The organism is Ensifer sp. GW821-FHT05G01 (assembly GCF_059419585.1).
The window spans coordinates 245,975-267,410 of record NZ_JBWKSC010000014.1; the positions used below are offsets into that span (position 1 = coordinate 245,975).

At 62.1% G+C, this 21,436-nt stretch carries 19 protein-coding genes and 1 pseudogene; 10 read left to right on the plus strand and 10 right to left on the minus strand.

The window, feature by feature from the left end; translation table 11 throughout:
* Positions 1–81 precede the first annotated feature (81 nt).
* On the plus strand, positions 82–1,014 hold the full coding sequence (locus tag AC07UR_RS28630; RefSeq protein WP_209789946.1) for a VOC family protein: 933 nt from the start codon (positions 82–84) through the stop codon (positions 1,012–1,014).
* A gap of 66 nt (positions 1,015–1,080) precedes the next feature.
* A complete protein-coding gene (locus AC07UR_RS28635; protein ID WP_209789945.1) occupies positions 1,081–1,683 on the plus strand; it encodes an alpha/beta hydrolase in 603 nt (200 codons plus the stop codon).
* A gap of 3 nt (positions 1,684–1,686) precedes the next feature.
* Here AC07UR_RS28635 and AC07UR_RS28640 read toward each other — a convergent pair whose 3' ends face one another.
* The 8 genes from AC07UR_RS28640 to AC07UR_RS28675 form a co-directional block, all read right to left on the minus strand.
* Positions 1,687–2,799, minus strand: a complete 1,113-nt coding sequence (locus tag AC07UR_RS28640; protein ID WP_209789944.1) for an ABC transporter permease — start codon at positions 2,797–2,799, stop codon at positions 1,687–1,689.
* Position 2,800: 1 nt separating this feature from the next.
* Positions 2,801–3,949 (minus strand): ABC transporter permease, encoded by a 1,149-nt coding sequence (locus tag AC07UR_RS28645; protein WP_209789943.1) that lies wholly within the window; start codon positions 3,947–3,949, stop codon positions 2,801–2,803.
* Entirely contained in the window at positions 3,946–5,685 is a 1,740-nt protein-coding gene (locus AC07UR_RS28650) for an ATP-binding cassette domain-containing protein (RefSeq protein WP_209789942.1), read from the minus strand. The genes AC07UR_RS28645 and AC07UR_RS28650 overlap by 4 nt, the downstream gene beginning before the upstream one ends.
* The gene (gene hlyD, locus AC07UR_RS28655) at positions 5,682–6,692 is read right to left on the minus strand and encodes a secretion protein HlyD (RefSeq protein ID WP_209789941.1); all 1,011 of its coding nucleotides are present in this window, start codon (positions 6,690–6,692) and stop codon (positions 5,682–5,684) included. The genes AC07UR_RS28650 and hlyD overlap by 4 nt, the downstream gene beginning before the upstream one ends.
* Positions 6,689–7,393 carry a CerR family C-terminal domain-containing protein gene (locus AC07UR_RS28660; RefSeq protein ID WP_209789940.1) on the minus strand — a complete coding sequence of 235 codons (705 nt, stop codon included), beginning with the start codon at positions 7,391–7,393 and terminating at the stop codon, positions 6,689–6,691. Before AC07UR_RS28660 ends, hlyD begins: the two co-directional genes overlap by 4 nt.
* Before the next feature lie 145 nt (positions 7,394–7,538).
* Positions 7,539–8,705, minus strand: coding sequence for an HPP family protein (locus tag AC07UR_RS28665; protein ID WP_209789939.1), 1,167 nt, complete (start codon positions 8,703–8,705; stop codon positions 7,539–7,541).
* Between the two features lie 157 nt (positions 8,706–8,862).
* Entirely contained in the window at positions 8,863–10,236 is a 1,374-nt protein-coding gene (locus tag AC07UR_RS28670; RefSeq protein ID WP_209789938.1) for a sensor histidine kinase, read from the minus strand.
* The gene (locus AC07UR_RS28675; protein WP_077505651.1) at positions 10,233–10,907 is read right to left on the minus strand and encodes a response regulator transcription factor; all 675 of its coding nucleotides are present in this window, start codon (positions 10,905–10,907) and stop codon (positions 10,233–10,235) included. Before AC07UR_RS28675 ends, AC07UR_RS28670 begins: the two co-directional genes overlap by 4 nt.
* Before the next feature lie 279 nt (positions 10,908–11,186).
* Between AC07UR_RS28675 and AC07UR_RS28680 the strand changes: the two genes are divergently transcribed.
* The 4 genes from AC07UR_RS28680 (at position 11,187) to AC07UR_RS28695 (ending at position 15,141) form a co-directional block, all read left to right on the plus strand.
* Positions 11,187–12,917 carry a phosphoethanolamine transferase gene (locus AC07UR_RS28680; RefSeq protein WP_209789937.1) on the plus strand — a complete coding sequence of 577 codons (1,731 nt, stop codon included), beginning with the start codon at positions 11,187–11,189 and terminating at the stop codon, positions 12,915–12,917.
* Positions 12,918–13,098: 181 nt separating this feature from the next.
* A complete protein-coding gene (locus AC07UR_RS28685) occupies positions 13,099–13,479 on the plus strand; it encodes a hypothetical protein (RefSeq protein ID WP_173422955.1) in 381 nt (126 codons plus the stop codon).
* A 197-nt stretch (positions 13,480–13,676) separates the two neighbouring features.
* Positions 13,677–14,342, plus strand: coding sequence for a metallophosphoesterase family protein (locus AC07UR_RS28690; RefSeq protein WP_173422954.1), 666 nt, complete (start codon positions 13,677–13,679; stop codon positions 14,340–14,342).
* Positions 14,343–14,469: 127 nt separating this feature from the next.
* Positions 14,470–15,141 carry an HAD family hydrolase gene (locus AC07UR_RS28695; protein ID WP_209789936.1) on the plus strand — a complete coding sequence of 224 codons (672 nt, stop codon included), beginning with the start codon at positions 14,470–14,472 and terminating at the stop codon, positions 15,139–15,141.
* 39 nt (positions 15,142–15,180) lie between these two features.
* Here AC07UR_RS28695 and AC07UR_RS28700 read toward each other — a convergent pair.
* A pseudogene (locus tag AC07UR_RS28700) lies at positions 15,181–15,453 on the minus strand (hypothetical protein); the annotation flags it as partial.
* A gap of 51 nt (positions 15,454–15,504) precedes the next feature.
* Positions 15,505–16,191 (minus strand): GntR family transcriptional regulator, encoded by a 687-nt coding sequence (locus tag AC07UR_RS28705; protein ID WP_234941760.1) that lies wholly within the window; start codon positions 16,189–16,191, stop codon positions 15,505–15,507.
* Positions 16,192–16,431: 240 nt separating this feature from the next.
* Between AC07UR_RS28705 and AC07UR_RS28710 the strand changes: the two genes are divergently transcribed.
* From AC07UR_RS28710 to AC07UR_RS28725, 4 genes are all read left to right on the plus strand, one after another.
* Positions 16,432–17,460 (plus strand): amino acid ABC transporter substrate-binding protein, encoded by a 1,029-nt coding sequence (locus AC07UR_RS28710; protein WP_209789934.1) that lies wholly within the window; start codon positions 16,432–16,434, stop codon positions 17,458–17,460.
* Between the two features lie 72 nt (positions 17,461–17,532).
* A complete protein-coding gene (locus AC07UR_RS28715) occupies positions 17,533–18,681 on the plus strand; it encodes an amino acid ABC transporter permease (protein WP_173422950.1) in 1,149 nt (382 codons plus the stop codon).
* Between the two features lie 3 nt (positions 18,682–18,684).
* Positions 18,685–19,791, plus strand: a complete 1,107-nt coding sequence (locus tag AC07UR_RS28720; RefSeq protein ID WP_209789933.1) for an amino acid ABC transporter permease — start codon at positions 18,685–18,687, stop codon at positions 19,789–19,791.
* Entirely contained in the window at positions 19,784–21,226 is a 1,443-nt protein-coding gene (locus AC07UR_RS28725; protein ID WP_209789932.1) for an amidohydrolase family protein, read from the plus strand. Before AC07UR_RS28720 ends, AC07UR_RS28725 begins: the two co-directional genes overlap by 8 nt.
* The last annotated feature ends 210 nt before the right edge of the window (positions 21,227–21,436 follow it).

Sequence of the window (21,436 nt, forward strand, 5' to 3'; positions counted from 1 at the left end):
CTGTCTTTCGCAACGACCGGGATGAGCGCATCTATGCGTCATGACAAAGCCCGGTCTCGGCGGGCGGAAAGGATCAAGGCAATGCTCAATCAGATCAAGGGCCTGCATCACGTGACCTCGATGGCCGACGATGCCTTCACCAACAACCAGTTCTTCACCAAGACACTCGGCATGCGCCGCGTCAAGAAAACGGTGAACTTCGATTCCCCTGACGTCTATCACCTCTATTATGGCGATGAGGCCGGAACCCCCGGCACGGTCATGACCTATTTTCCGTTTCCACAGATGCCGCGCGGGCGTGCCGGCACCGGCGAAGTCGGCACAACGGTCTTTTCCGTTCCTGAAGGTGCGCTCGGCTTCTGGCGCGAGCGGCTCGCAAAACTCGGTGTCACCGGCCTCAAGGAGGAACAGACCTTCGGTGAAAAGCGCCTGAATTTCGCGGGCCCTGATGGCGACGGCTTTGCGCTTGTCGAAGTGCGCGACGACAAGCGGGCGCCCTGGACGGACGGCGGTGTTTCGGGGGACCACGCGATCCGCGGCTTTCATTCGGCGGCTATGCGGCTGCGCGACGAAGGCGCGACCGCGGAGCTTCTGAAGTTCATGGGCTACGAGGAACTGGATCGCAAGGATGGCGTTACACGACTGATCCTGCCTGGGGGCAATGGCGCGGGTCTGATCGACCTCGAGACCATGCCGAACCTCAATCGCGCTGCCCAGGGTGCAGGCTCCGTGCATCACATCGCCTTTGCGGTCGACAATCGCGAAAGGCAGCTCGAAGTGCGCAAGGCGCTAATGGACACCGGCTATCAGGTGACCCCGGTGATCGATCGCGACTATTTCTGGGCGATCTACTTCCGAACGCCGGGCGGCGTCCTGTTCGAAATCGCCACCAACGAACCGGGCTTCAACCGCGACGAGGATCTCGCCCATCTCGGCGAAGCGCTGAAGCTGCCGCAGCAGCACAAGCACCTGCGCCCGGTTCTCGAAAGCCATCTGCAGAAGCTTGAAGCTTAGGACGCAGGGCGGTCGGGCGATGCCCCGCCGCCGATGCGACATCCCGCAAGAAACAAGGAGATCTCCATGGCCGATCACGGCTACGTCCACAAACTGAAGGCCGGTCAGCCCGGCAATCCCATTTTCTTCGTCTTCCACGGCACGGGTGGCGACGAGAACCAGTTCTTCACCTTCGGTGCGCAGCTCATGCCTGAAGCGACGATCGTGTCGCCGCGTGGCGATGTGTCGGAGCATGGTGCTGCCCGCTTCTTCAAGCGGACGGGTGAGGGCGTCTACGACATGGCGGACCTGTCCCGAGCGACGAAGAAGATGGCCGATTTCGTCAAGGCCCTTGCCGACGAACACCAGGCGTCTGAGATCGTTGGCCTCGGTTACTCGAATGGGGCAAACATTCTTGCCAACGTGTTGATCGAGTATGGCCTTTTCGATAAGGCGGTGCTGATGCATCCGTTGATCCCGTTCCGGCCGAAGGACAATGCGGCGCTTGCAGGGCGCCACGTCTTGATCACGGCCGGTGAACGCGACCCGATTTGCTCGGCGCCCCAGACGCAGGCGCTGGCGGACTATTTCACGGCACAGGCCACCGACACTGAAATCGAATGGCATGCCGGTGGCCACGACATCCGCCAGAATGAAATCTCCGCAATCGAGCGCTTCGTCAGGGGCTGACAGTTACTCCAGCCGGCGACGGAACAACCACGAAGCGGCCGAGAGCGTGACGAGGGCGATGACGCAAAGCGGTATCGTCTGGCGCACGACCTCGGCCAGCGGGATATCCTTCAGGAACACCCCCTTCACGATCACCAGGAAGTAGCGCAGCGGATTGACAAGCGTCACCGGCTGCAGCCAGGCAGGCATGTTCTCGATCGGTGTCGCAAAGCCCGAGAGCAACATTGCCGGCACCATGAACAGGAAGGCGCCAAGGATCGCCTGCTGCTGCGTCATCGACAACGCTGAAATGAACAGCCCGAGACCAACCACCGCTGCGAGATAGAATATCGCGCTGCCGTAAAGCAGGAACAGCGACCCGCGCAGCGGCACGCCGAAGATGAAGACCGCGGCGATAATGTAGACCGTGATGTGGAACATCCCGATCATCATTGGCGGTATCAACTTGCCGATCAGGATCTCATGTGTCCTGAGCGGCGAAACCATTAGCTGGTCGAAGGTGCCCAGTTCCCTTTCGCGCGCGATCGACAGTGCGGTGACTATAAGGCCGATCAACAATGCGATGCTGGCCACCAGATTGGGCACCATGAACCATTGATAGGTGAGGTTGGGATTGAACCAGTTTCGTGCGATGACCGCGATTGCCTCGGAGGCCGAGCGTTTGCCGGCCGGCGTATCGGCGGCAAGCGCGGCGACGATGCGTCCCAGATATCCCGAGACGATCTGCGACGCGTTCGATCGGCGTCCGTCGAGGATAATCTGGACCTCGGCGGGCCGGCCCGCTTCGATGTCACGCGAGAAGGTCGGGCCGATCTCCAGGGCGGCAATCGTACGTTGCCTGTCGATTGCGTCGCGAACCTCGTTTTGATTATCGGTGAACGCGATGCTTCGAAACGTTGGGGAGCCGTCGATCCGTTCGACGAGTTCGTGGCCCCAATGGCCACTGTCACGGTTGAGAACCATGACGTCGACGTTCGTCACTTCGAGCGTGGCCGCATAGGAAAAGACCAGAAGCTGGAGGATCGGCGGTCCGATCAGGATCGCCCGACCCTTAGGGTCGCGCAGCACCGCCAGCAGTTCCTTGACGATCAGCGCTTTCAGCCGTGTCCACCACATGTCAGCCGATCCTTTTGCTGGTGCTTCGTGCCGCGAGCGCGAAAAAGACGCAGCCGATCAAAAGCATGACGGCGATCGCCTGCAGGAACATCGGCCAGATGTCGCCAGCCAGAAACACCGTCTGCAGGCTCGGGATGAGATAGCGCGCCGGCACGATGAAGGTGATCCACTGAATGACCGTCGGCATGGAGTTGATCTCGAACAGGAAGCCGGAGAGCAGGAAGGCGGGCAGAAAGGCCGAGATCAGTGCAAGTTGCGACGCGAGGAACTGGTTCTTGGTCGCCGCCGAAATCAAAAGGCCCTGACCGAGTGCCGGCATCAGGAATGTCGCCGAGAGCGCATAGAGTGCCGCAACCGAGCCCCGGAACGGCACGCCGAAGAGAAAGACGGCCAGGAGCACGCAGAGCGTCATCGACGCCAGCCCGAGCAGGAAATAGGGCAGGAGCTTGCCGGCGAGCAGTTCTGCTGCCGATACCGGCGTCGCCATCATCGCCTCCATCGTGCCGCGCTCCCACTCGCGCGCGACCACCAGTGAGGTCAAAAGCGTGCCGACGAGCGTCATGACGATGGCGATCGAGCCGGGCACGAGGAAATTGCGGCTGGTCAGCTCCGGGTTGAACCAGAAGCGTTGTTCGGCTGAGATCGCCGGTGGCGGGCCAGCGTCTTGCCCGCGTTGCTGGCGCTCCCAGTTGGCGACTGTCGCCTGGGCGTAATTCTGCACGAAGTTGGCCGTGTTCGGGTCTGAGCCGTCGACCAGGACCTGCAATGCCGGATGCCGTCCGGCGGCGTGGTCGGCCGTAAAGCGGGCAGGGATGACGACGATCCCGCGGAGCCGCCCGAGCACGAGATCGTCCTCGAAATCGCGGCGGTCTCGGCCGAGGCTGACGGAGAAATAGCGCGATGCCTGGAATCCGGCCGCGAGATCGCGCGTCAGTGGCGTCTCCTGTTCCACCACGAGGCCGATGCGTGTCTGCGTCGTGTCGAGCGATACGCCGTAGCCGAACAGGAACAAAAGGATCAGAGGCAGGACCAAGGCGATGAGAATGCTGCTGGGATCGCGGACGATCTGGTAGCTTTCCTTGCGTACCAGTGCAGCAAAGCGGCGTCCTCGTCCGGATGTCGGTTTCTCGATTTGCGCAGGCGTCGTCATGCCGCCGCCTGCCTTTCTTCCGATCCCTGCACCAGTGCGATGAAGGCGTCCTCCATCGTCGGGTCGGGGAGCGCAGAAGTGGCCACCTGCTTTTTCAGGTCGTCGGGCGAGCCGAGCGCAATCGAGCGGCCGCGATAGATGAGCGAAATGCGATCGCAGTATTCGGCCTCGTCCATGAAGTGAGTGGTGACCAGCACCGTCACGCCCTTTTCGACGAGGCCGTTGATATGGGTCCAGAATTCACGCCGCGTGATCGGGTCGACGCCGGAGGTAGGCTCGTCGAGAAACAGGGCTTCCGGCTCGTGCAGAACGGCGCAGGCAAGCGCGAGGCGCTGCTTGAGGCCGAGCGGCAGGTCCTTGGCAGACATGTCGAGCAGGCGATCAAACCCAAAAATCTCGACCATCAGCCGCGTCCGCTCCCGCTTGCGTTCGCCGGACAAACCATAGACACCGGCAAAGAAACTCAGGTTCTGCGCGACGCTGAGATCGCCATAGAGCGAAAACTTCTGTGCCATATATCCGAGGCGGTTGCGGGCTTCGGCGGCATCACGGCGAAGGTCGAAGCCGGCGACCCGGCCTTCGCCGGCACTCGGCTTCAGCAGTCCGCACAGCATTTTGAACGTTGTCGACTTTCCCGCGCCATTCGGCCCGAGCAGGCCAAAAATCTGGCCGCGTGGAATGTCGAAGCTTATGTCGTCGGCTGCGGTGAAATCGCCGAAGCGCTTCGTCAGCCCATGCGCCTCGATCACCGGCTTGCCATCCTCGTTGGCAAACGGCGTCTGGGCTTCCGCCAGCTTCGAACGGCCGCCGGGACCACCGCCCAGCATATCGATGAATGCGTCTTCAAACCGCGACGGCGCAACGGTTGCCGATGGCGCGGTTCCGGTCGTGTCGGCCGGCTCTTCAGGGGGGGCAAACCCCGGCGCCATGACGAGCCGGATGGCGTCCCCCTGGATAACGCCATCGACGACACCGTCTCCGTCAAGGTAGTGTGCAAGGGCCTCGCGCTTTCGTCCCGTCGTGCCGGCAATCTTGAAGACGCGATCGGCGACCCGTCCTGTCAACTCGGCGGGCGCGCCCTCGAAAAGCAATTTGCCTTCGTTCAGCAACAACACCCTGTCGCAGGCTTCCGCCTCGTCGAGATAGGCCGTCGACCAAACAACGCCGATACCGGAAGCGGTCAGGTTTTCGACCATTTTCCACAGGTCTCGCCGGGATATGGGGTCGACGCCGACGCCCGGTTCGTCGAGCAGAAGAAGACGCGGTTTGCGCAGCAAAGCGCAGGCAAGCCCGAGTTTCTGCTTCATGCCTCCGGAAAGCTTGCCGGCCAGCCGGGATGTAAAGCGCTTGAGGTCGGTGAATTCCAGCAGTTCGTCGTATGTCGCCGTGCGTTCAACGAGCGGAAGGCCGCGCAGGTCGGCGTAAAGATCGAGGTTTTCCTGCACGCTCAGGTCTTCGTAAAGCCCGAAGCGCTGCGGCATGTAGCCGATGGATGCCTGAATGCTGGCGGCGTCCTTGGCGGTGTCGAAGCCCAATACCGCCACTGTCCCTTCGTCGGGAAGCATCAGGCCGGTCATCAGCCGGATCAGCGTCGTCTTTCCCGCGCCGTCGGGGCCGACAAGGCCGGTGATGCGACCGCCGAGAATTTCTCCGTCGACATGATCAAGCGCGGGCGCTTCTTTGCCAAAACGCTTGACGACACCGGAGATCTGCACGAAGTGCTCGTCGGCGATCATGATGTGCCTCCTGCAGCCGGCGGCAGGCGAACGGTAACCGGCATGCCCTGGCGAAGATTCACTCCCGGCTTCGCCACGACGATACGCAGGCGGTAGACGAGATCGGTCCGCAGTTCCGGTGTTTCCACCGACTTCGGCGTGAATTCGGCAACGGGAGAAATGAAGCCCACCGTTGCCTCGTACGGCCGGTCCGGGGCCGTATCCGAGACGATCTCGACTTTCATGCCGGGATGGACGCGTCCGAGGTCGGGTTCGGCGATGTAGGCGCGCACCCATACGGGCTGGTTCAAGGAAATCACATAGGCTGTGTCCGACGGCGCAATCATCGCGCCAGTTTCGTGAACGCGGGAAAGGACGATGCCATCGTCGGGCGCCAGCAGCCTCGTATCGGAAAGCGAGGTGCGGGCACTGGCGAGCCTGGCCTCCGCCGCCTGGACCTGAGCGGCGGCAGCGGCGATGTCTTCGACCCGACTTCCTTCCTCAAGCAACGCAAGCGCTTCGCGGGCAGAGGTGGTGCGGGCGGCGGCGGCTGCACGTGCTGCACTCGCTTCATCCAGGTTCGCCTGCGAAATCGTGCCATTCGGCCGTAACTGCACGGCCCGCTCATAGGCAAGGTCGGCATTCTGGAGTTCAGCGATCCGCTCCTCGTGGACGGCCCGCGCCTGAGCGATTTCGCTCTTGCGTGCCCCGGCCTTCAGCTTTTCAAGATTGGCACGCAGTGCACCAAGGTCAGCCTTCGCCGCGTCCACGGCCTGCTGAAAAGGCGTGGGATCGAGGCTGCCAAGAAGATCACCGGTCTTGACCGGGTCGCCTTCGTCGACGGCCAGTTTGGCTATGCGCCCGCTGACACGAAAGCCGAGAGACACCTGCCTGATATCGACATTGCCGTAGAGCACCGAGGCCGGCCGCTGCTCCAACCATCCGAACCGTGCAGGAAGCTCGAACCACCAGCCGGCGGCTGCGGCTCCGGCAAGCACGGCGACGGCAATGGGTATTTTCCGGCTCATGGCTGGCGGTCCGTATTCTCGCCGAGCCCTTCGACGAGCCCGGCTGCGTGGCTTTTCAGTATTTCGAGTTCGGCGGGGCCGATGGCGTCCCACCGCATCTGCCGCAACACTGCGGCGTGCGCCATGCGGAAGACGAGGATGCTGCCGACGAAGGACAGTGTCTTCAGCCGCACGCGCTCCGATGCCGGATCTTCACCCAGGATCGTGCCGACCAGCCGGCCGGCCATTGAGATCATCGGTCCCATGATGTTCTCATAGACCCGCGCGAAGGCTTCCGTCGGCTCCATCTGTTCGCGGATGATGAAGCGTGCCCAGCTCTCGGATTGCCGGCTGACAAACAAACCAACCATGCGCTGGACCATCTGCGTCAGCAGGGCACGTGCCTCCTTGGCGCTCATTGCGACACCTTCCGCATCAAGCCGTGCCAAGCGCTCCAGGATGACCGTTCGCAGGTCGGCGACGTGCCCGCCGATGATCGCCGCCAGATGCTCGGCCGCAGCAATGTAGAGACCTTCCTTGCCGCCGAAATAGTAGGGGATCGCCTGCAGGTTGACGCCAGCGGCATCCGCGAGCTTGCGGGTGCTTGCGCCGTCGAAACCATAGCGTCCGAAGACATCGATCGACATCGAAAGCAGCTTCTCTTTCGTGGCGTCGCCGCGATCGGGTTTGGGGCCGGATGGGGAGTTCTTGTTTTTCATCATGTGCGCATATTACGACAGCCAAGAAATTAAGTCAATCGAATGAATTTATGATGGCTTGGATGACGCCTGCCGCTGGCAAGCCCGGCGCACTATTCGCTCAGACTCGGCTTGGCAGCGCTCTTACAGGCAGCGAACTCGGAATATGTCAGGCGACGTCGCGCTCGTCGTCATTCTCCAGCCTGCGCTGGAAGAGTGCGGCAATCAGATCGGACTGCGTGACGATGCCGACCAATCGGTTGTCGGCGTCGACGACGGGCATGTGGTGCAGCCCCATGTCGGCCATTGGTGGGACGAGTTTGGCGATCATCGTTTCCGGCAGTGCCGATTGCACGCGACGCGTCATGATCTCGGAAACGAGCCGGGGGGCTTTCGGTCCAAAGCCGATGACGCTGCCGAGCCGTTGCGTGAAGCCGGCATGCGGTGCCAGCATCGCGTGTTTGATGAAGTCGGTCTGGGTGATGATGCCGACGAGGCCATCCTTTTCCGTCACAACCGGCAAGGCCTTGATGTCGTGTTCGAGCAAGGTCTGCCAGGCTTTGCGCAGCGAGGTCTCCGGCGTTGCTGTCGCCACGTCGCGCGACATGACTTCGCCGCAGGTGATTTCGCCCGAGCGTCGATTGAAGGCGCGGATCTGCGCCTGATGGATGAGCGCATCGAGCTCGTCAGGACTGATATCGACAACTTCGCCATATTGCGCCAGCACTGCCTGCAAGTCGTCCGGGACGATGCCGAGACGGTGCGTCGGCAGGGGATCGTCGGTGCGGTGCGTGTTGCCGGCGGGCGCCAGGTGAGGGTAGCGCCGGCCCGTCGCGTTGTTGAACAACAGGGCGACGACGAGGATGAGGGCGGAATTGATCGCGACCGGCGACAGTACGAACCAGTAGCCGGCCTCATGGATTGATGTGCCGCCAAGCACTGCAGTCAAGGCGACCGCGCCGCTCGGAGGGTGAAGACAGCCGAGTAACAGCATGATCGCGATTGCAAGCCCGACGGCGACTGCCGCGGCAACGACCGGTTCCGGAATGAGAAGGGCCGAGGTAACCCCGATCACGGACGCGACGATGTTGCCCCCGAGGATGGACCACGGCTGCGCCAGCGGGCTGGACGGCGCGGCAAACAGCAGGACTGCGGACGCGCCCATGGGGGCTATCAGCAGCGGCAGGTTGGCATCGGCGCCAAGTGCCAGCGTGCTGACGAGGCCGGTCAGAAGAATGCCGACAAGCGCGCCAAGCGACGCGCGTAGCCGCTCCATATGGCTGATCGGAACGAGCGATGGGATGAAACGCTTGAGATAAGCGCTGGCCTTCGACATGGAAACTCGCGGGCGACTGGATCACTGATTGCTCAGTCCAATAGCATATGGCGATGGATTGGGCAGGGAATCTGCATCCAAAAAAACGCGACGGATTAAAATATATGCATGGCGCCTGCATCGGAAGCATTGTGGGCGCAAGCCGCGCAGCCGCTGATCATGAAACCGTCATGCCGTCAGACCGCGCCGCTGAGAAGTCGATGGTAATCTTCGTCCCATTGTCGGGCGCAGTCTCGACCGTGATCGGGGCATTATGCAACTCGCTGATACGCTGGACGATTTTCAACCCGAGACCAATCTGACCCGATCGTTTGATGTAGCCAAGATCTTCATGATGTTCGGGGAGGTCGACCAGCCCCCGGCCATCATCCTCGACGCTGACCGTTGCGCCCGGGCCGCAGGCCAGCACGATACGGGTGCCCGGCGGATTATGCTTGACCGCATTCTCGATCAGGTTGCGCAGCATGTTTTCGACGAGCGCCGGGATGACCGTGACTGTGGGCGTTCCCTCGTCGACGAATTCCAGCGATTTGTCGTGATCGAAGACAAAGGGCGCGATCGCCTCCGCAAGGCCAGCACCGATCTGCGAAAGATCCGCCGTCTGATAGGCCGAAGGATCCACGGCGTCGGCGCGGGCAAGTGAGGTCAATTGCTCGAGAATATGCGTGAGGGCATCGAGATCACGCTCGGCGTTGCGGGCGCGGGGGTCGTCGATATGGCTGAGTTCCATCTTCGCGATCGAAACGGGGGTACGGATTTCGTGCGCGATGGAAGAGGAGAACAGCTTCTGGGACTGGATAAGGTCGGCAACCCGGGCCAGCATACGGTTGACGGCTGTGACCAGACGCGCAATCTCCTCCGGCATGCGGGTGAGCGGCAGGCGTGCACTGCTGTCGCGCGGATCCAGCCGATCTGCCGCTGCCGCCGCCATGGCCACCGGTTTCAGTGCGCTTCGGATCGACCAGATCGTCGCGCCGATGACGAGGCAGAACATCAAGGTCATCGGCACGATCATCGAATCAAACATCTCGTGCAGCAGCGCGCCGTACATGAAGCCATTCGGATCTTTCAGGATGGCCAGTTCGACCAGGACCGTCGCGCCAGCACGCTCAAAGGTCTGCCCTCCGGCGACGCTGAACGGCTTTCCCGGCTGAATTTCGCGCTTCCAGAAATTCGGCGCATCGATGCTGAGCGGCAAAAAATGCTCGGCACATTCCGTTGTGCAGTTTGAGTAGAGCAAAGCGCCAGACGCCGTTCGCACCCTCAGGAAGATCGAACCATCGCGGTCATGGCGGTCCAGGTAACGTTCACTCAGTTCGCGGTCTGGCTCGAAACTCGCAATGCCGTTGCGAACATGGATGGCGCTGGAAAGCGCTTCTGTTTCCTGCTGCAGCATGAGGACGCTGAGCTTGTCGTCGTCGAACCAGTAGTCCGCAAAGACAACGCCGATCTGGATTGCCATCGCGAGCAGGGAAAAGGCGAGGATGCGACGGGAGACGATACCGATCAGCGACGGGTTCGGCTTCGTCATGAAGCGCGCCTGAGAAGATAACCAATTCCGCGCACGGTCTCGATCTGGATGCCGGTCTCGTAGGCCTGCAGCCGCTTGCGCACCCGAGAAACCGCGAGTTCAAGTGCGTTGGGGCTGACTTCCTGGCCATACTCCGAGAGGGCGGTTTCGAGCTTCCGTTTGGGCACGACGCGACCGACCTCGCGCATGAGGATCTCGATCAGCGAACGTTCGCGTGGCGGCAGCGGGACGACGACGCCGTCGCAGGTCAGGTCTGCGGTTGCAGGGTCGTAGCGCAGAGTGCCCGCCTCGAGCACCGGCTGCACGGCTTGCGGATTTCGCCGCAGCATGGCGCGGCACCGCGACAACAGCTCGCGATGGTGAAAGGGCTTGACCAGATAGTCGTCGGCGCCGGCATCCAGACCGGCAATCCGCTCGTCGACCGATCCCCGAGCGGTGATGATCAAGACGGGCAGACCAGGATACTCCTGACGAACGCGGCGCAACAGCGCCAGTCCATCGCCGTCCGGCAGGCCGAGGTCCAGCAGGATCAGATCGTGCTCCTGAGCCGCGATGGCGGCCTCAGCGTCCGAAACGCTCGAGACAGCGTCGAGCCGCCAGCCGGCGTCGCGCATGGTTTCTCCGACCAGTTCTACCAGTCGCGGACTGTCTTCAACCAGGAGCAGGCGCATCGAGTCGTCTCGGTATGACCATTCTTGGCCCGACCATATGGGCTTTCTCCGCGGCTGCCAACTCCTTCGCCCGGGCCAACCAAAACGGGTGTCGAAGAGCCAATAGGCAATCTTGACGGGGTTTCGACAGCTTACCGGGCGTATCTCGACAGGGCAGGAGGAGGCTGCAATCGAACCGGCGACCCCGCATGACGCGGCCTCCGCCTCTAATGGATGCCCGCGACAACGTTGGCCGCATGCCAAAAATCGGCCCGGCAGTCGCAGCAGGAGAAGACTGTTTTGATGGTCCCAAGAATTCGCCGGCCAGTGCTCGGCAGCATCACGCTCAGCGCAATCGTCAGCATCTATCTGCTCGCTATCACCAACAATTCCTTCTGGAAGCACGCGGTGATGTATTTCGATCACTCGCGGCTGTCGCTGCTGTCGTTCGGGACAGCGCTCGCGCTTGCGACTTTCGCTGTTTTGACGTTTGCGTCGGTCAAATACGTCATGAAGCCGGTGCTGATCTTCCTCATCGTCGTCTCCGCGTCGTCAGCCTATTTCGTCGACTATTTCGGTGTGATCATCGACAAGGACATGATCGGTAATGCGGCCGTCACCACCCAGGCGGAAGCGGGCCATCTTCTGACCGGCAGCCTGATGCTGCACCTGTTGGTTTACGCGGTCATTCCTTCGATGTTCGTGCTTTGGGTCAAGGTTCGCCATCGGCGCCTGCTGCCCAAGGCGGCTTTCAATCTCGCCGTCATAACCCCGTGCCTGCTCGTCAGCGGCGGGTTGATCTATTCGGATTTCGCCAGCGTTGCCTATGTCATCCGCGAGCACAAGGATCTGATGAAGCGCTTCAATCCGACCGGGCCCGTTTCCGCGGCCGTCAGATACGCTTCCTCGACTTACAAGGAGCGCAACCTCGTGGTGCAGCCGCTCGGCACCGATGCCCGGCAGGGCGCGCGCGTTGCGGCGGCAGGCAAGCCGGTCGTCGTAGTCGTCGTTGCCGGTGAAACCGCCAGGGCGATGAACTTCTCGCTGAACGGCTACGAGAGGGAAACCAATCCTGAACTCAAATCTCTCGGGGTCATCAATTACACTGACACAACAAGCTGCGGCACGGCAACGGCGATTTCGCTTCCCTGCATGTTCTCCGTCTATCCGCGCAACGAGTATAGCGACTGGAAGGCCCGTTCGACCGAAAACCTCATGAACGTGCTGACCCGCGCTGGCGTGTCCGTGTCCTGGTGGGACAACAACACCGGCAGCAAGGGCATCGCCGACCTCATCAACTTCGCCAGCATGACCGGCCAGAAAAACAGCCCGCTGTGCAACAATGGCGAATGCCTCGACGAGATTTTTCTCGGCGAACTGGACAAGAAGCTGTCGGCGACCAAGTCGAACAGCGTCATCGTGCTCCATCAGCTCGGCAGCCACGGTCCGTCCTACTATCTGCGCTATCCGGAAAAATTCCGGAAGTTCAAACCGGATTGCCGCACGCCCGAACTGATGAAATGCTCGGTCGAGGAAATCACCAACGCCTACGACAACACCATCCTCTACACCGACTATGTGCTCGCAAGCGTTGCCCGCCTGTTGGAAAAGCATCAGAACGACATCTCGGGCGCGATGATCTACATGTCCGATCACGGCGAATCCCTCGGCGAGAACGGCATCTATCTGCACGGCGCGCCCTATGCGATCGCCCCGCGCGAGCAGACGCAGGTTCCTTTCGTCACATGGTTTTCAAAGCCGTATCAGGCGGCGATGGGCGTCGATACGAGCTGCCTTGCCAAGGAGACGGACCAGCCGAAGTCACATGACAACCTGTTCCACACCGTGCTTGGCATGATGGATGTTGAGACGAAGGTCTACAACCGCGATCTCGATGCATTCGCCAACTGCACCCGGCAGGGGCCTGCGGGCAAACCGGCCGTGTCAACCTTCCAGGCTGCCGATACGGCGAAGGACCTGCCGGCCGCGGTCGTGCCTGTTACCGCCCCGCCAGACGCCAAGGCGCTCTAACGGTCCAGCCCGACCGCTGGAGGCAGAACAAATCGGATCGACGCTTGGAACAAAGCATCCGTCCGCGCACTTCCCTGCATATCCATTTGTTTGCGGCAGCAAGTCTGCTGCAAGCGCGTGGGGACGGAGACGCCACGCCAGTCGGCGCCGGCAATCCGTCCTTTTGCTGAGGGAGAAACTGATGCAGGTCGTCGGAATACAGGTTTCCGCTGAACGCGCCGGCAAGGCCGGCTTCACCGTAGAGTTCGTTGGCGCGGAAGGCGAAGTCGTCACGGTCACGTGTCCGCAGGATGCGCAGGCGTCGTTGAACAGGTTGAATGCGGTGGCCAGGGCAAAGGCCATTCTGTCGGCGGCGATTGAAGCCGACGAAACGGCGCTGGAGGCGTCCAATCAACCGCGTCCGGGTGCCGCGGCGAGGGACCCCCTGCCCAATGCGCGCACTGCGCATGACACGGGAACGATGGAAGAGCAGCTCGACGAAGGTCTCGAAGACACCTTTCCGGCCAGCGATCCCGTTTCCATTGCCAGTTCGGCTATCGCCAAGGGAAATTCCCGTCGCTAGCGACGACGATTTCCGTGCTCCAGTTCGAACCTGAGACGAGGCGTCATTCCTGACCGGCGGGTCGTCTGTTTTGCCGGCGCTGCGATTGGCGGCCTTGCCGTGTTTCCGCCATCCGTGCAGTCTATCGGCGTTCGCATTCAAACGTCGGACATCCGTTGCGGCGTCTATGTGTTCGTCGAACGCCGGAGGACTGGCGCATGTGTGCGCAGCATTTGACCTTTGCCGTCGGCGATATCCATGGCTGCCTGGCCGAGCTACAGGCGCTTCTGCTTCAGATCGAAGCTTATGCGCCTGAGGGCAGGGTGATCATTCTTGGCGACATGATCGATCGCGGCCCCGATAGCCGTGGCGTCGTCGAGTTGATCATGGCAGGTCCGCAGAAGCAGGGCTGGAGCTGGCTGGCACTCAAGGGCAACCATGAGGAAATGCTGCTCGGTGCCCGTAGCGGCGAGAGCGATGTCGACTGGTGGTTATTCAACGGTGGCAAAGAGACACTGGCATCCTACGACAACGTCATTCCCGGAACCCATCTGAAGTGGCTGATGCAGCTTCCTTCCATTATCGTCGAGCCGTTTCGCATCTTCGTGCATGCGGGCGTCGACGAGACCATGCCGCTGGAGCGGCAGGGCGACGAAATCTTCCTCTGGATCCGGCGCCCGGATCATTATTCGGGTGACTATTGGGGCAAACATCTTTGCCACGGCCACACGCCGAGCCGAAGAAACCCTTCGACGGTTGGCAACCGCACAAATGTGGATTCGGCGGCCGTGTTCGGCGGCAGTCTTTCCTGCGCCATCTTTGACGACGACATTCCGGGTGGCCCCATCGGTTTTCTGAGCGTTGGCGGCGGTGACCGTTTGTAACTTGGCGTTGCGGAAGATGATCAAGGGTTCGCCGAATTGCGTTGTGCGCCTGCCCGGCAGGCTGTAGGTGTGCCGAAACTGTCGGGCTGGCTTTCCCGCCCATTATCGCAGCTTCAGGGGATCACCGTTGGATACCGCGCCTTCATCTCTCTTCGCCAAGAATTTTGCTGCTCTCCTTTTCGATATGGATGGCACGCTGCTCAACTCTATGGCCGTCGTCGAACGCGTCTGGGGTGCATGGGCCGTGCGCAACGGTCTCGATCCCGTGGAAATGATGAAGACGGTCCATGGCGTTCGCGCCGTGGACACGATCCGCACACTTGAACTGCCGGGCGTTGATCCGGAGCATGAAGCCCACGAGCTTGCGCTCGCTGAAATCGCCGACGTCGAAGGCATCATCGAGATCGAGGGCGCCATTGCCTTTCTCAATTCATTGCCGGCGGAGAAGTGGGCGATCGTCACGTCGGCGCCGCTCGACCTCGCCGTTCGCCGCCTCGCGGCCGCCGGCATCCCGACGCCGAAGCTGATGATCACCGGCGAAGATGTGTCTGTCGGAAAACCCCATCCGGAAGGGTATCTCCTGGCTGCCGAGAAACTGGGTGTTCGCCCGGAAGACTGCATCGTTTTCGAAGACGCACCGGCCGGAATTCTCGCCGGCAGGGCAGCCGGCGCGGAAGTCATCGTCATCACCGGTGCGCATGACGCCGCAGCCGACACGCCGCACATGACGCTCGCCCGCTACAACGATATCGAAGCGGGTATTGCCGACGACGGCATGCTGTCGCTGCGCCACCGCTAAGCGTCGGCATCGGGCGGCGCTCGCCCGTGCGAGAGCTGCTTAAGCCAAGACGCTGATGATTGCCGGAGAGCCTGATCCAGGGCCTCCGGCTTTTCCTTTTGACGAACCTGGCCGTGGCCCCGTCAGTTCGCCGTTCGAATTGTCGATCCAGCCGCCGCCCTCGTCGAGTTCGCCGTGGGCGGCAGGGATCAGCTCGACGAAGTCTTCGCGTTGAAAGCGGGTGTCGTTCCACTCGGCCATCGACAGATGGGCGATCGAATAGACCTGATCCTGCGTCGGTCGCGGTTCGCGCCTCAGGTCGATGGTGATGCCGCCTGTAAGCGAGAAGGCTGTTGACCGCCAACAACGGCGTTGTGACGGCTGTCAGCTTTCGCTGGCGTAGCGCTTCAGGATCTCGGAAATATCCGGCTCGGCCTTGTCAGGGTTGAGTTCGGCGCGAAGCTCGACGGCGTCGAGATGCTCAAGCATGATCTTTTCGGCCGCGGCAGTATCCTTCGACCGCAGCGCGCGAATGATCTGAATATGTTCGTCGACCGCGCATTCGGGCGAGTGCAGGCGGGCAAAGCGGGCGAGGATCAGCGAGCAGCGCGAGACGACTTCACGCACAAACCGTGTCAGCGCCTGGGAGCCTGTCAATTCCGCGAGCAGAATATGAAACTCGCCGGCAAGGCGTATCGACAGCGGTCCGTGATCGGAAAGCGCCGCCTGCTCCTCGCGCACATGCTGCTCAAGGCGCTTGAAGCCTGAGGCGCCGAGGTCCGCCACGAGGCGACGGATGACCTCCGCCTCCAGCATACGGCGCAGCGAGAAGATGTCGCGCGCCTCTTCCAGCGTCGGCTCGGCCACGCATGCGCCCTTGTTGGCTCTGAGGTCGACGATCCCCTCGGCGTTCAGGCGCACGAGCGCACCGCGCACGCTGGTGCGGCTGACCTTGAAATGATCGGCGATCGTGTCTTCGGAAAGTTTGGTGCCTGGCTTCAGGGCCTGCTCCAGGATCGCCTGGCGCAACAACCGATAGACGACCTCGCTGCGGCTAGATCTCTCAGACAAGGTTGCCTCCCCAAGCAAGCCGAATGCGGTCGGCAAAACATGTCCCATGACCTCGATAGCGCCCCCAGCCATGCGCGTCAATATTGTATACAATAATGTTGCCATTTGTATCCGACTATCGTATGCAATTGATGGCGCCGGTGGTATACCCCTGGCGCCGGCCCAGGCGGGAGGAGGCATGCGAAGAGGATCGCGTGACCCGCTGCGGGTCGAGATTGTCGTAGTCATCGGGAGGGGAAAATGAAGAAAAGAATTCTGCAACTCTGCGCCACGGCAGCCGGCATGGCGATCGGCCTGACGGCGTTTGCCGCCAACGCCGCGACCACGCTTGAAACGGTCAAGGCGCGCGGCAAGCTGATCTGCGGCGTCTCGATGAGCACGCCCGGCTTTGCCACCGCGGACGCCAAGGGTCACATGCAGGGCTTCGACGTCGACGTCTGCCGTGCCGTTGCTTCGGCGGTTTTCGGTGATCCGGAAAAGGTCGATTTCGTCCTGACGAACATCAACACCCGCTTCCAGGCGCTGCAGTCGGGCGAAATCGACATGCTGTCGCGCCAGACCACCCACACCTTTTCGCGTGAAGTCTCGCTCGGTCTCGATTTCGGTCCGACCGTGTTCTACGACGGCCAGGGCCTGATGGTGCCGAAGTCGCTCGGCGTCAACAGCGCCAAGGAATTGACGGATGCGGCAATCTGCACGCTGCCCGGCACGACCACTGCCCAGAACCTCAGCGACTTCTTCCGCTCGATCGGCGGCAAGTTCGAGCTGGTCGTCTTCGAAAGCCCGGATGAAAACCGCAACGCCTTCTTCTCCGGCCGTTGTGAGGCGATCTCGTCCGACCGCTCTGACCTGGCATCGATCCGCGCCGTCGCCAACAACCCGGACGACTATGTCGTTCTGCCCGAGACGATCTCCAAGGAGCCGCTTGCGCCGTCCGTCCGACAGAACGATTCCAACTGGCGCGATATCGTCTCCTGGTCGGTCTGGATGCTGATGGCGGCTGAAGAGCGCGGCATCACTCAGGCCAATGTCGACGAGATGGCCAAGAGCGAGGATCCGGAAATCCAGCGCATGCTCGGCGTCAGCGAAGAGCTCGGCAAGATGCTCAACCTCGACAACAAGTGGGGCTACAACATCGTCAAGGGTGTGGGCAACTACGGTGAAGTGTTCGAGCGCAACCTCGGCACCAAGACGGCGCTTGGTCTGACCCGTGGGCCGAACACCCGCTGGAGCGAAGGCGGCCTGCTCTACGCACCGCCGTTCCGTTGATATTCGTCGGCCCGCGCCTAGGCGCGGGCCTTTCCGTCTTCGACGTTCCCCTTGCCTGGCAGATGTGTCGCCATGTCCCTGATTTATGACGCGCGCATCCGCGCGTTCCTCTACCAACTGGTCGCGATCGGCGCCGTCGTCTTTGTCGCCTGGGCGATGTTCAGTACGGCGAGCGCCAACCTTGCCAAGCAGGATATCGCCACCGGCTTCGGCTTCCTGGCGCGCCAGGCGGGCTTTGTCATCACCGAGACCGCGATCGCTTACGAGCCGACGGATACCTTCGGCCGTGCCATCCTTGTCGGTATCGCCAATACGGTGAAGGTTTCGGCGCTCGCCGTTTTCTTCGGAACGATCCTCGGCGTGCTCGTCGGCATCGGCCGTCTCTCGCACAACCCGGTGCTGTCGCGCTTGATGCTTGCCTATGTCGAGGCGCTGCGCAACGTTCCGTTGCTCCTCTATCTCCTGCTCTGGTATTCGTTGATCATCTCGGTGTTTCCGCCCGTCAAGCAGGCGATCGAGATGTTGCCGGGCGTCTTCCTGTCCAATAGCGGCCTGGTGATGCCGGCCATGCGCTGGGCAAGCGGTTTCGAGGCGCTATTTGTCGCCGTTGTCGTCGGCATCGTTGCCGCCGTGGTGATCGAGCGCATCCTTGCTCGCCGCCGGATTACGACCGGCAAGGACATGCCGATTGCGACCTTCGCCGCGCTCGCCCTGCTGCTGCCGCTTGCGGCAACCTTGCTCTTCGCCGACATCTCGGTGTCTCTTGACGTCCCCGAACTCGGCCGGTTTCGCCTGACCGGCGGCTACCACGTGCGGCCGGAATTTGTGGCGCTGTTGATCGGCTTGACACTGAGCGCTTCGGCCAACGTCGCCGAAATCGTCCGCGCCGGTATTCAAGCGGTCAGCAAGGGACAATGGGAGGCCGCAACGGCCCTAGGCCTGCCGCGCTCGCGCACGCTGAAGCTCGTCATCCTGCCGCAGGCGCTGCGCATCATCGTGCCGCCGCTGACCAACACCTATCTGACGGTCTTCAAGAACAGTTCGCTCGCGATTGCCATCGGCTATCCCGATCTCGTGATGGTCTCCAACACGATCATGAACCAGACCGGCCAGGCGATCGAAGCCATCGCCATCTTCATGGCCGTCTATCTCGGCCTGTCCATCCTGATCTCGCTGGTGATGAACTGGTACAACGCGCGCGTTGCGCTGAGGGAGCGCTGAGCCATGGCCCAGTTCGAAGGCTTCGTTGCCGACCCGACCCTGACGGCGCCCGCTGCCCGGCCGCCCGCCCACAACCGCACCTGGCTTTCGGCCTATTTCGGAACGCCGGGCAACGCCCTGATTACGATCGTCTGCCTCGGCACGATCTTCGGCCTTGCCAAGCTCGCGATCGGCTGGCTGTTCGTCGATGCGATCTTCGCCGGCACGCCGGCGGAGTGCAAGGCGTCCAGCGGCGCGTGCTGGCCGTTCCTGTCTGCCAAGCTGCGCTATATCTTCTTCGGCTTCTACCCCTTCGACGAGCAGTGGCGGCCGCTGACGGCGATGCTTCTGTTCCTCGGCGCCTGCGGGGTCTCGATGGTGCCGCGGACTTGGGGCAGGGCACTTGCCGTTGCCTGGATCGTCGTGATCCTGCCGACGCTCTACACGCTGATGGCCGGCGGCATGTTCGGCCTGACACCCGTGCCGACCACGCAATGGGGCGGCCTGCCGCTGTCCTTCATGCTCTCCTTCGTCGGGCTCGCCTGTGCCTTGCCGCTGGGGATCGCCCTTGCCCTTGCGCGCGCTTCGAGCCTGCCGGCGATCCGTGTCCTCGGCGTCGGCTTCATCGAGATCGTCCGCGGCGTCCCGTTGATCAGCATCCTGTTCATGGCAACCGTCATGCTGCCGCTGTTCATGCCCGACGGTATCACCATCGACAAATTGCTGCGGGCCCAGGTGGCGATCATTCTCTTTGCCGCCGCCTATATCGCCGAAATCGTGCGCGGCGGCCTGCAGGCAGTGCCTAAGGGGCAGATCGAAGCTGGCCATTCGCTCGGGCTGCACTATTGGCAGATCATGTCCAAGATCGTGCTGCCGCAGGCGTTGAAGAAGGTCATCCCGCCGCTTGTTGGCCTGTTCATCGGCTTCTTCCAGGATACGACGCTGGTAACCATCGTTGGCCTGCTTGATTTCCTCGATACCGTGCGTACCGCCATGCGCGACCCGCAATGGCAGGGCATCGCCGTGCTCGAAGGCTACGTCTTCGCCGCGGTCGTTTACTTCTTTTTCAGCGCACTGATGGGCGCTTACAGTCGTTTCCTCGAGCAATATTTCAGGACCACGCATGACTAAGTCAGTTCACGTCATCCGCAAGGCGCACACCGTCGTCGGCTTCAATGCCGAAGCGAAGAGCCATGTCTACCTCTACGACGCCGACGTCGCCTATGACGAGACCGGCTTCGTGCATGTCGGCGGACACTACGACGGTGCCTTCACCAGCGAAAACTCAGGCGTTGACCGCATGGTGATGCCCGGTTTCGTCAATGTGCATTGCCATTCCGGCGAGGAGCCGATCTCCAAGGGCATCTTCGAAGATGCAGGGACGTCAGCGCTTTGGGGCAATGCTCTCTACGAATACTCCAACCTGCTGGAGATCGACGACGGTGCCATCGAGGCGTCGTTGACCGTGATGCTGGGCGACCTGATGCGCAGCGGCGTGACGACGCTGCTCGATATTGCCGGACCCCATGAAAGCTGGCTGCCGACATTGGCGCGAAGCGGCGCCCGCGCCTTCGTCGCTCCCGGTTTCCGCGAAGCGCAGTGGCACGTCGAAGACAGCCATCGCCTCGACTTCATCTGGGACAAGGCGCGCGGCCGCGATGCGTTCGCCCGGGCGCTCGATGTCGTCGATGCGGCCGCAAGCCATCCCTCAGGCCGCCTTGGTGGCGTGGTGGCGCCATCGCAGATCGAAACCTGTTCGGCCGAATTGCTGCAGGACGCGGCAGCCGAGGCGCGCAAGCGCGGCATGCCGATCACCATCCACTCCGCCCAGACGATGGCGGAGCATGAAGAACTTCTGCGCCGGACCGGCCTGACTGCGGTGCAGTATCTGGAAAGCCTCGGCGTCCTCGGCGACAACCTGATCCTTGGCCATTGCATCTTCGTCGACAGCCATTCCTGGACACGCCAGCGCACCGACATCGATCTCGGCCTGCTGGCGGCACGGCGCACCACAGTGGGCCATTGCCCCGTCACCTTTTCGCGAAGCGGCATGGCGCTGGAATCGGTGGGCAGGTATCGCCGCGCCGGCGTCAACGTTGCGCTCGGGACCGACAGCTATCCCTTCAATATGCTGGAAGAGATGCGCCAGGCGATGATCTGCGCCAGGCTTTCCGGCAAGTCGGTGTTCGACGTCTCGACCGCGGATATTCTCGAGACGGCAACGCTTGCAGGCGCCCGTGCGCTTGGCCGTGACGATATTGGCAGGGTTGCGGTCGGTGCGAAGGCGGACTTTCTTGTCGTCGATCTGAAACACCACGCGATGCAGCCGGTCTATGATCCCTTGCGCAACCTGCTGCATTGCGCTGCCGAACGGGCGGTCGAGGAGGTCTATGTCGACGGGCAATGCGTGGTGCGTCATGGACGTCCGACCATGATCGACTACGACGGCGCAGTGGCGCTGCTGCAGGAAGCCCAGGATTACGCGTGTCGCAAGGCGCCGGAAAACGATCCGAAGAAACGGCCGATGCGCGACCTGGCGCCGCTGTCGCTGCCCGCCGGGCAGTAGGCAGCGGAGCGATCCGCGAACATGAACTGGGGGAGCGCCGGCAGTGCCGGCGCTTTCGTGTTTCAGGCCTGCGCGACCAGTTGCGGTTCTTCAGCCGCAGCACCTTCCTGCTTCGGCGTGGCGAGAGCGTGCCCGTCCCTGAACAGTTTCCACTTTGTCGGCCGGAATGCGACCCTTGCGCGGTCCTGTGTTGTTGTGCGTTCGGGCGGC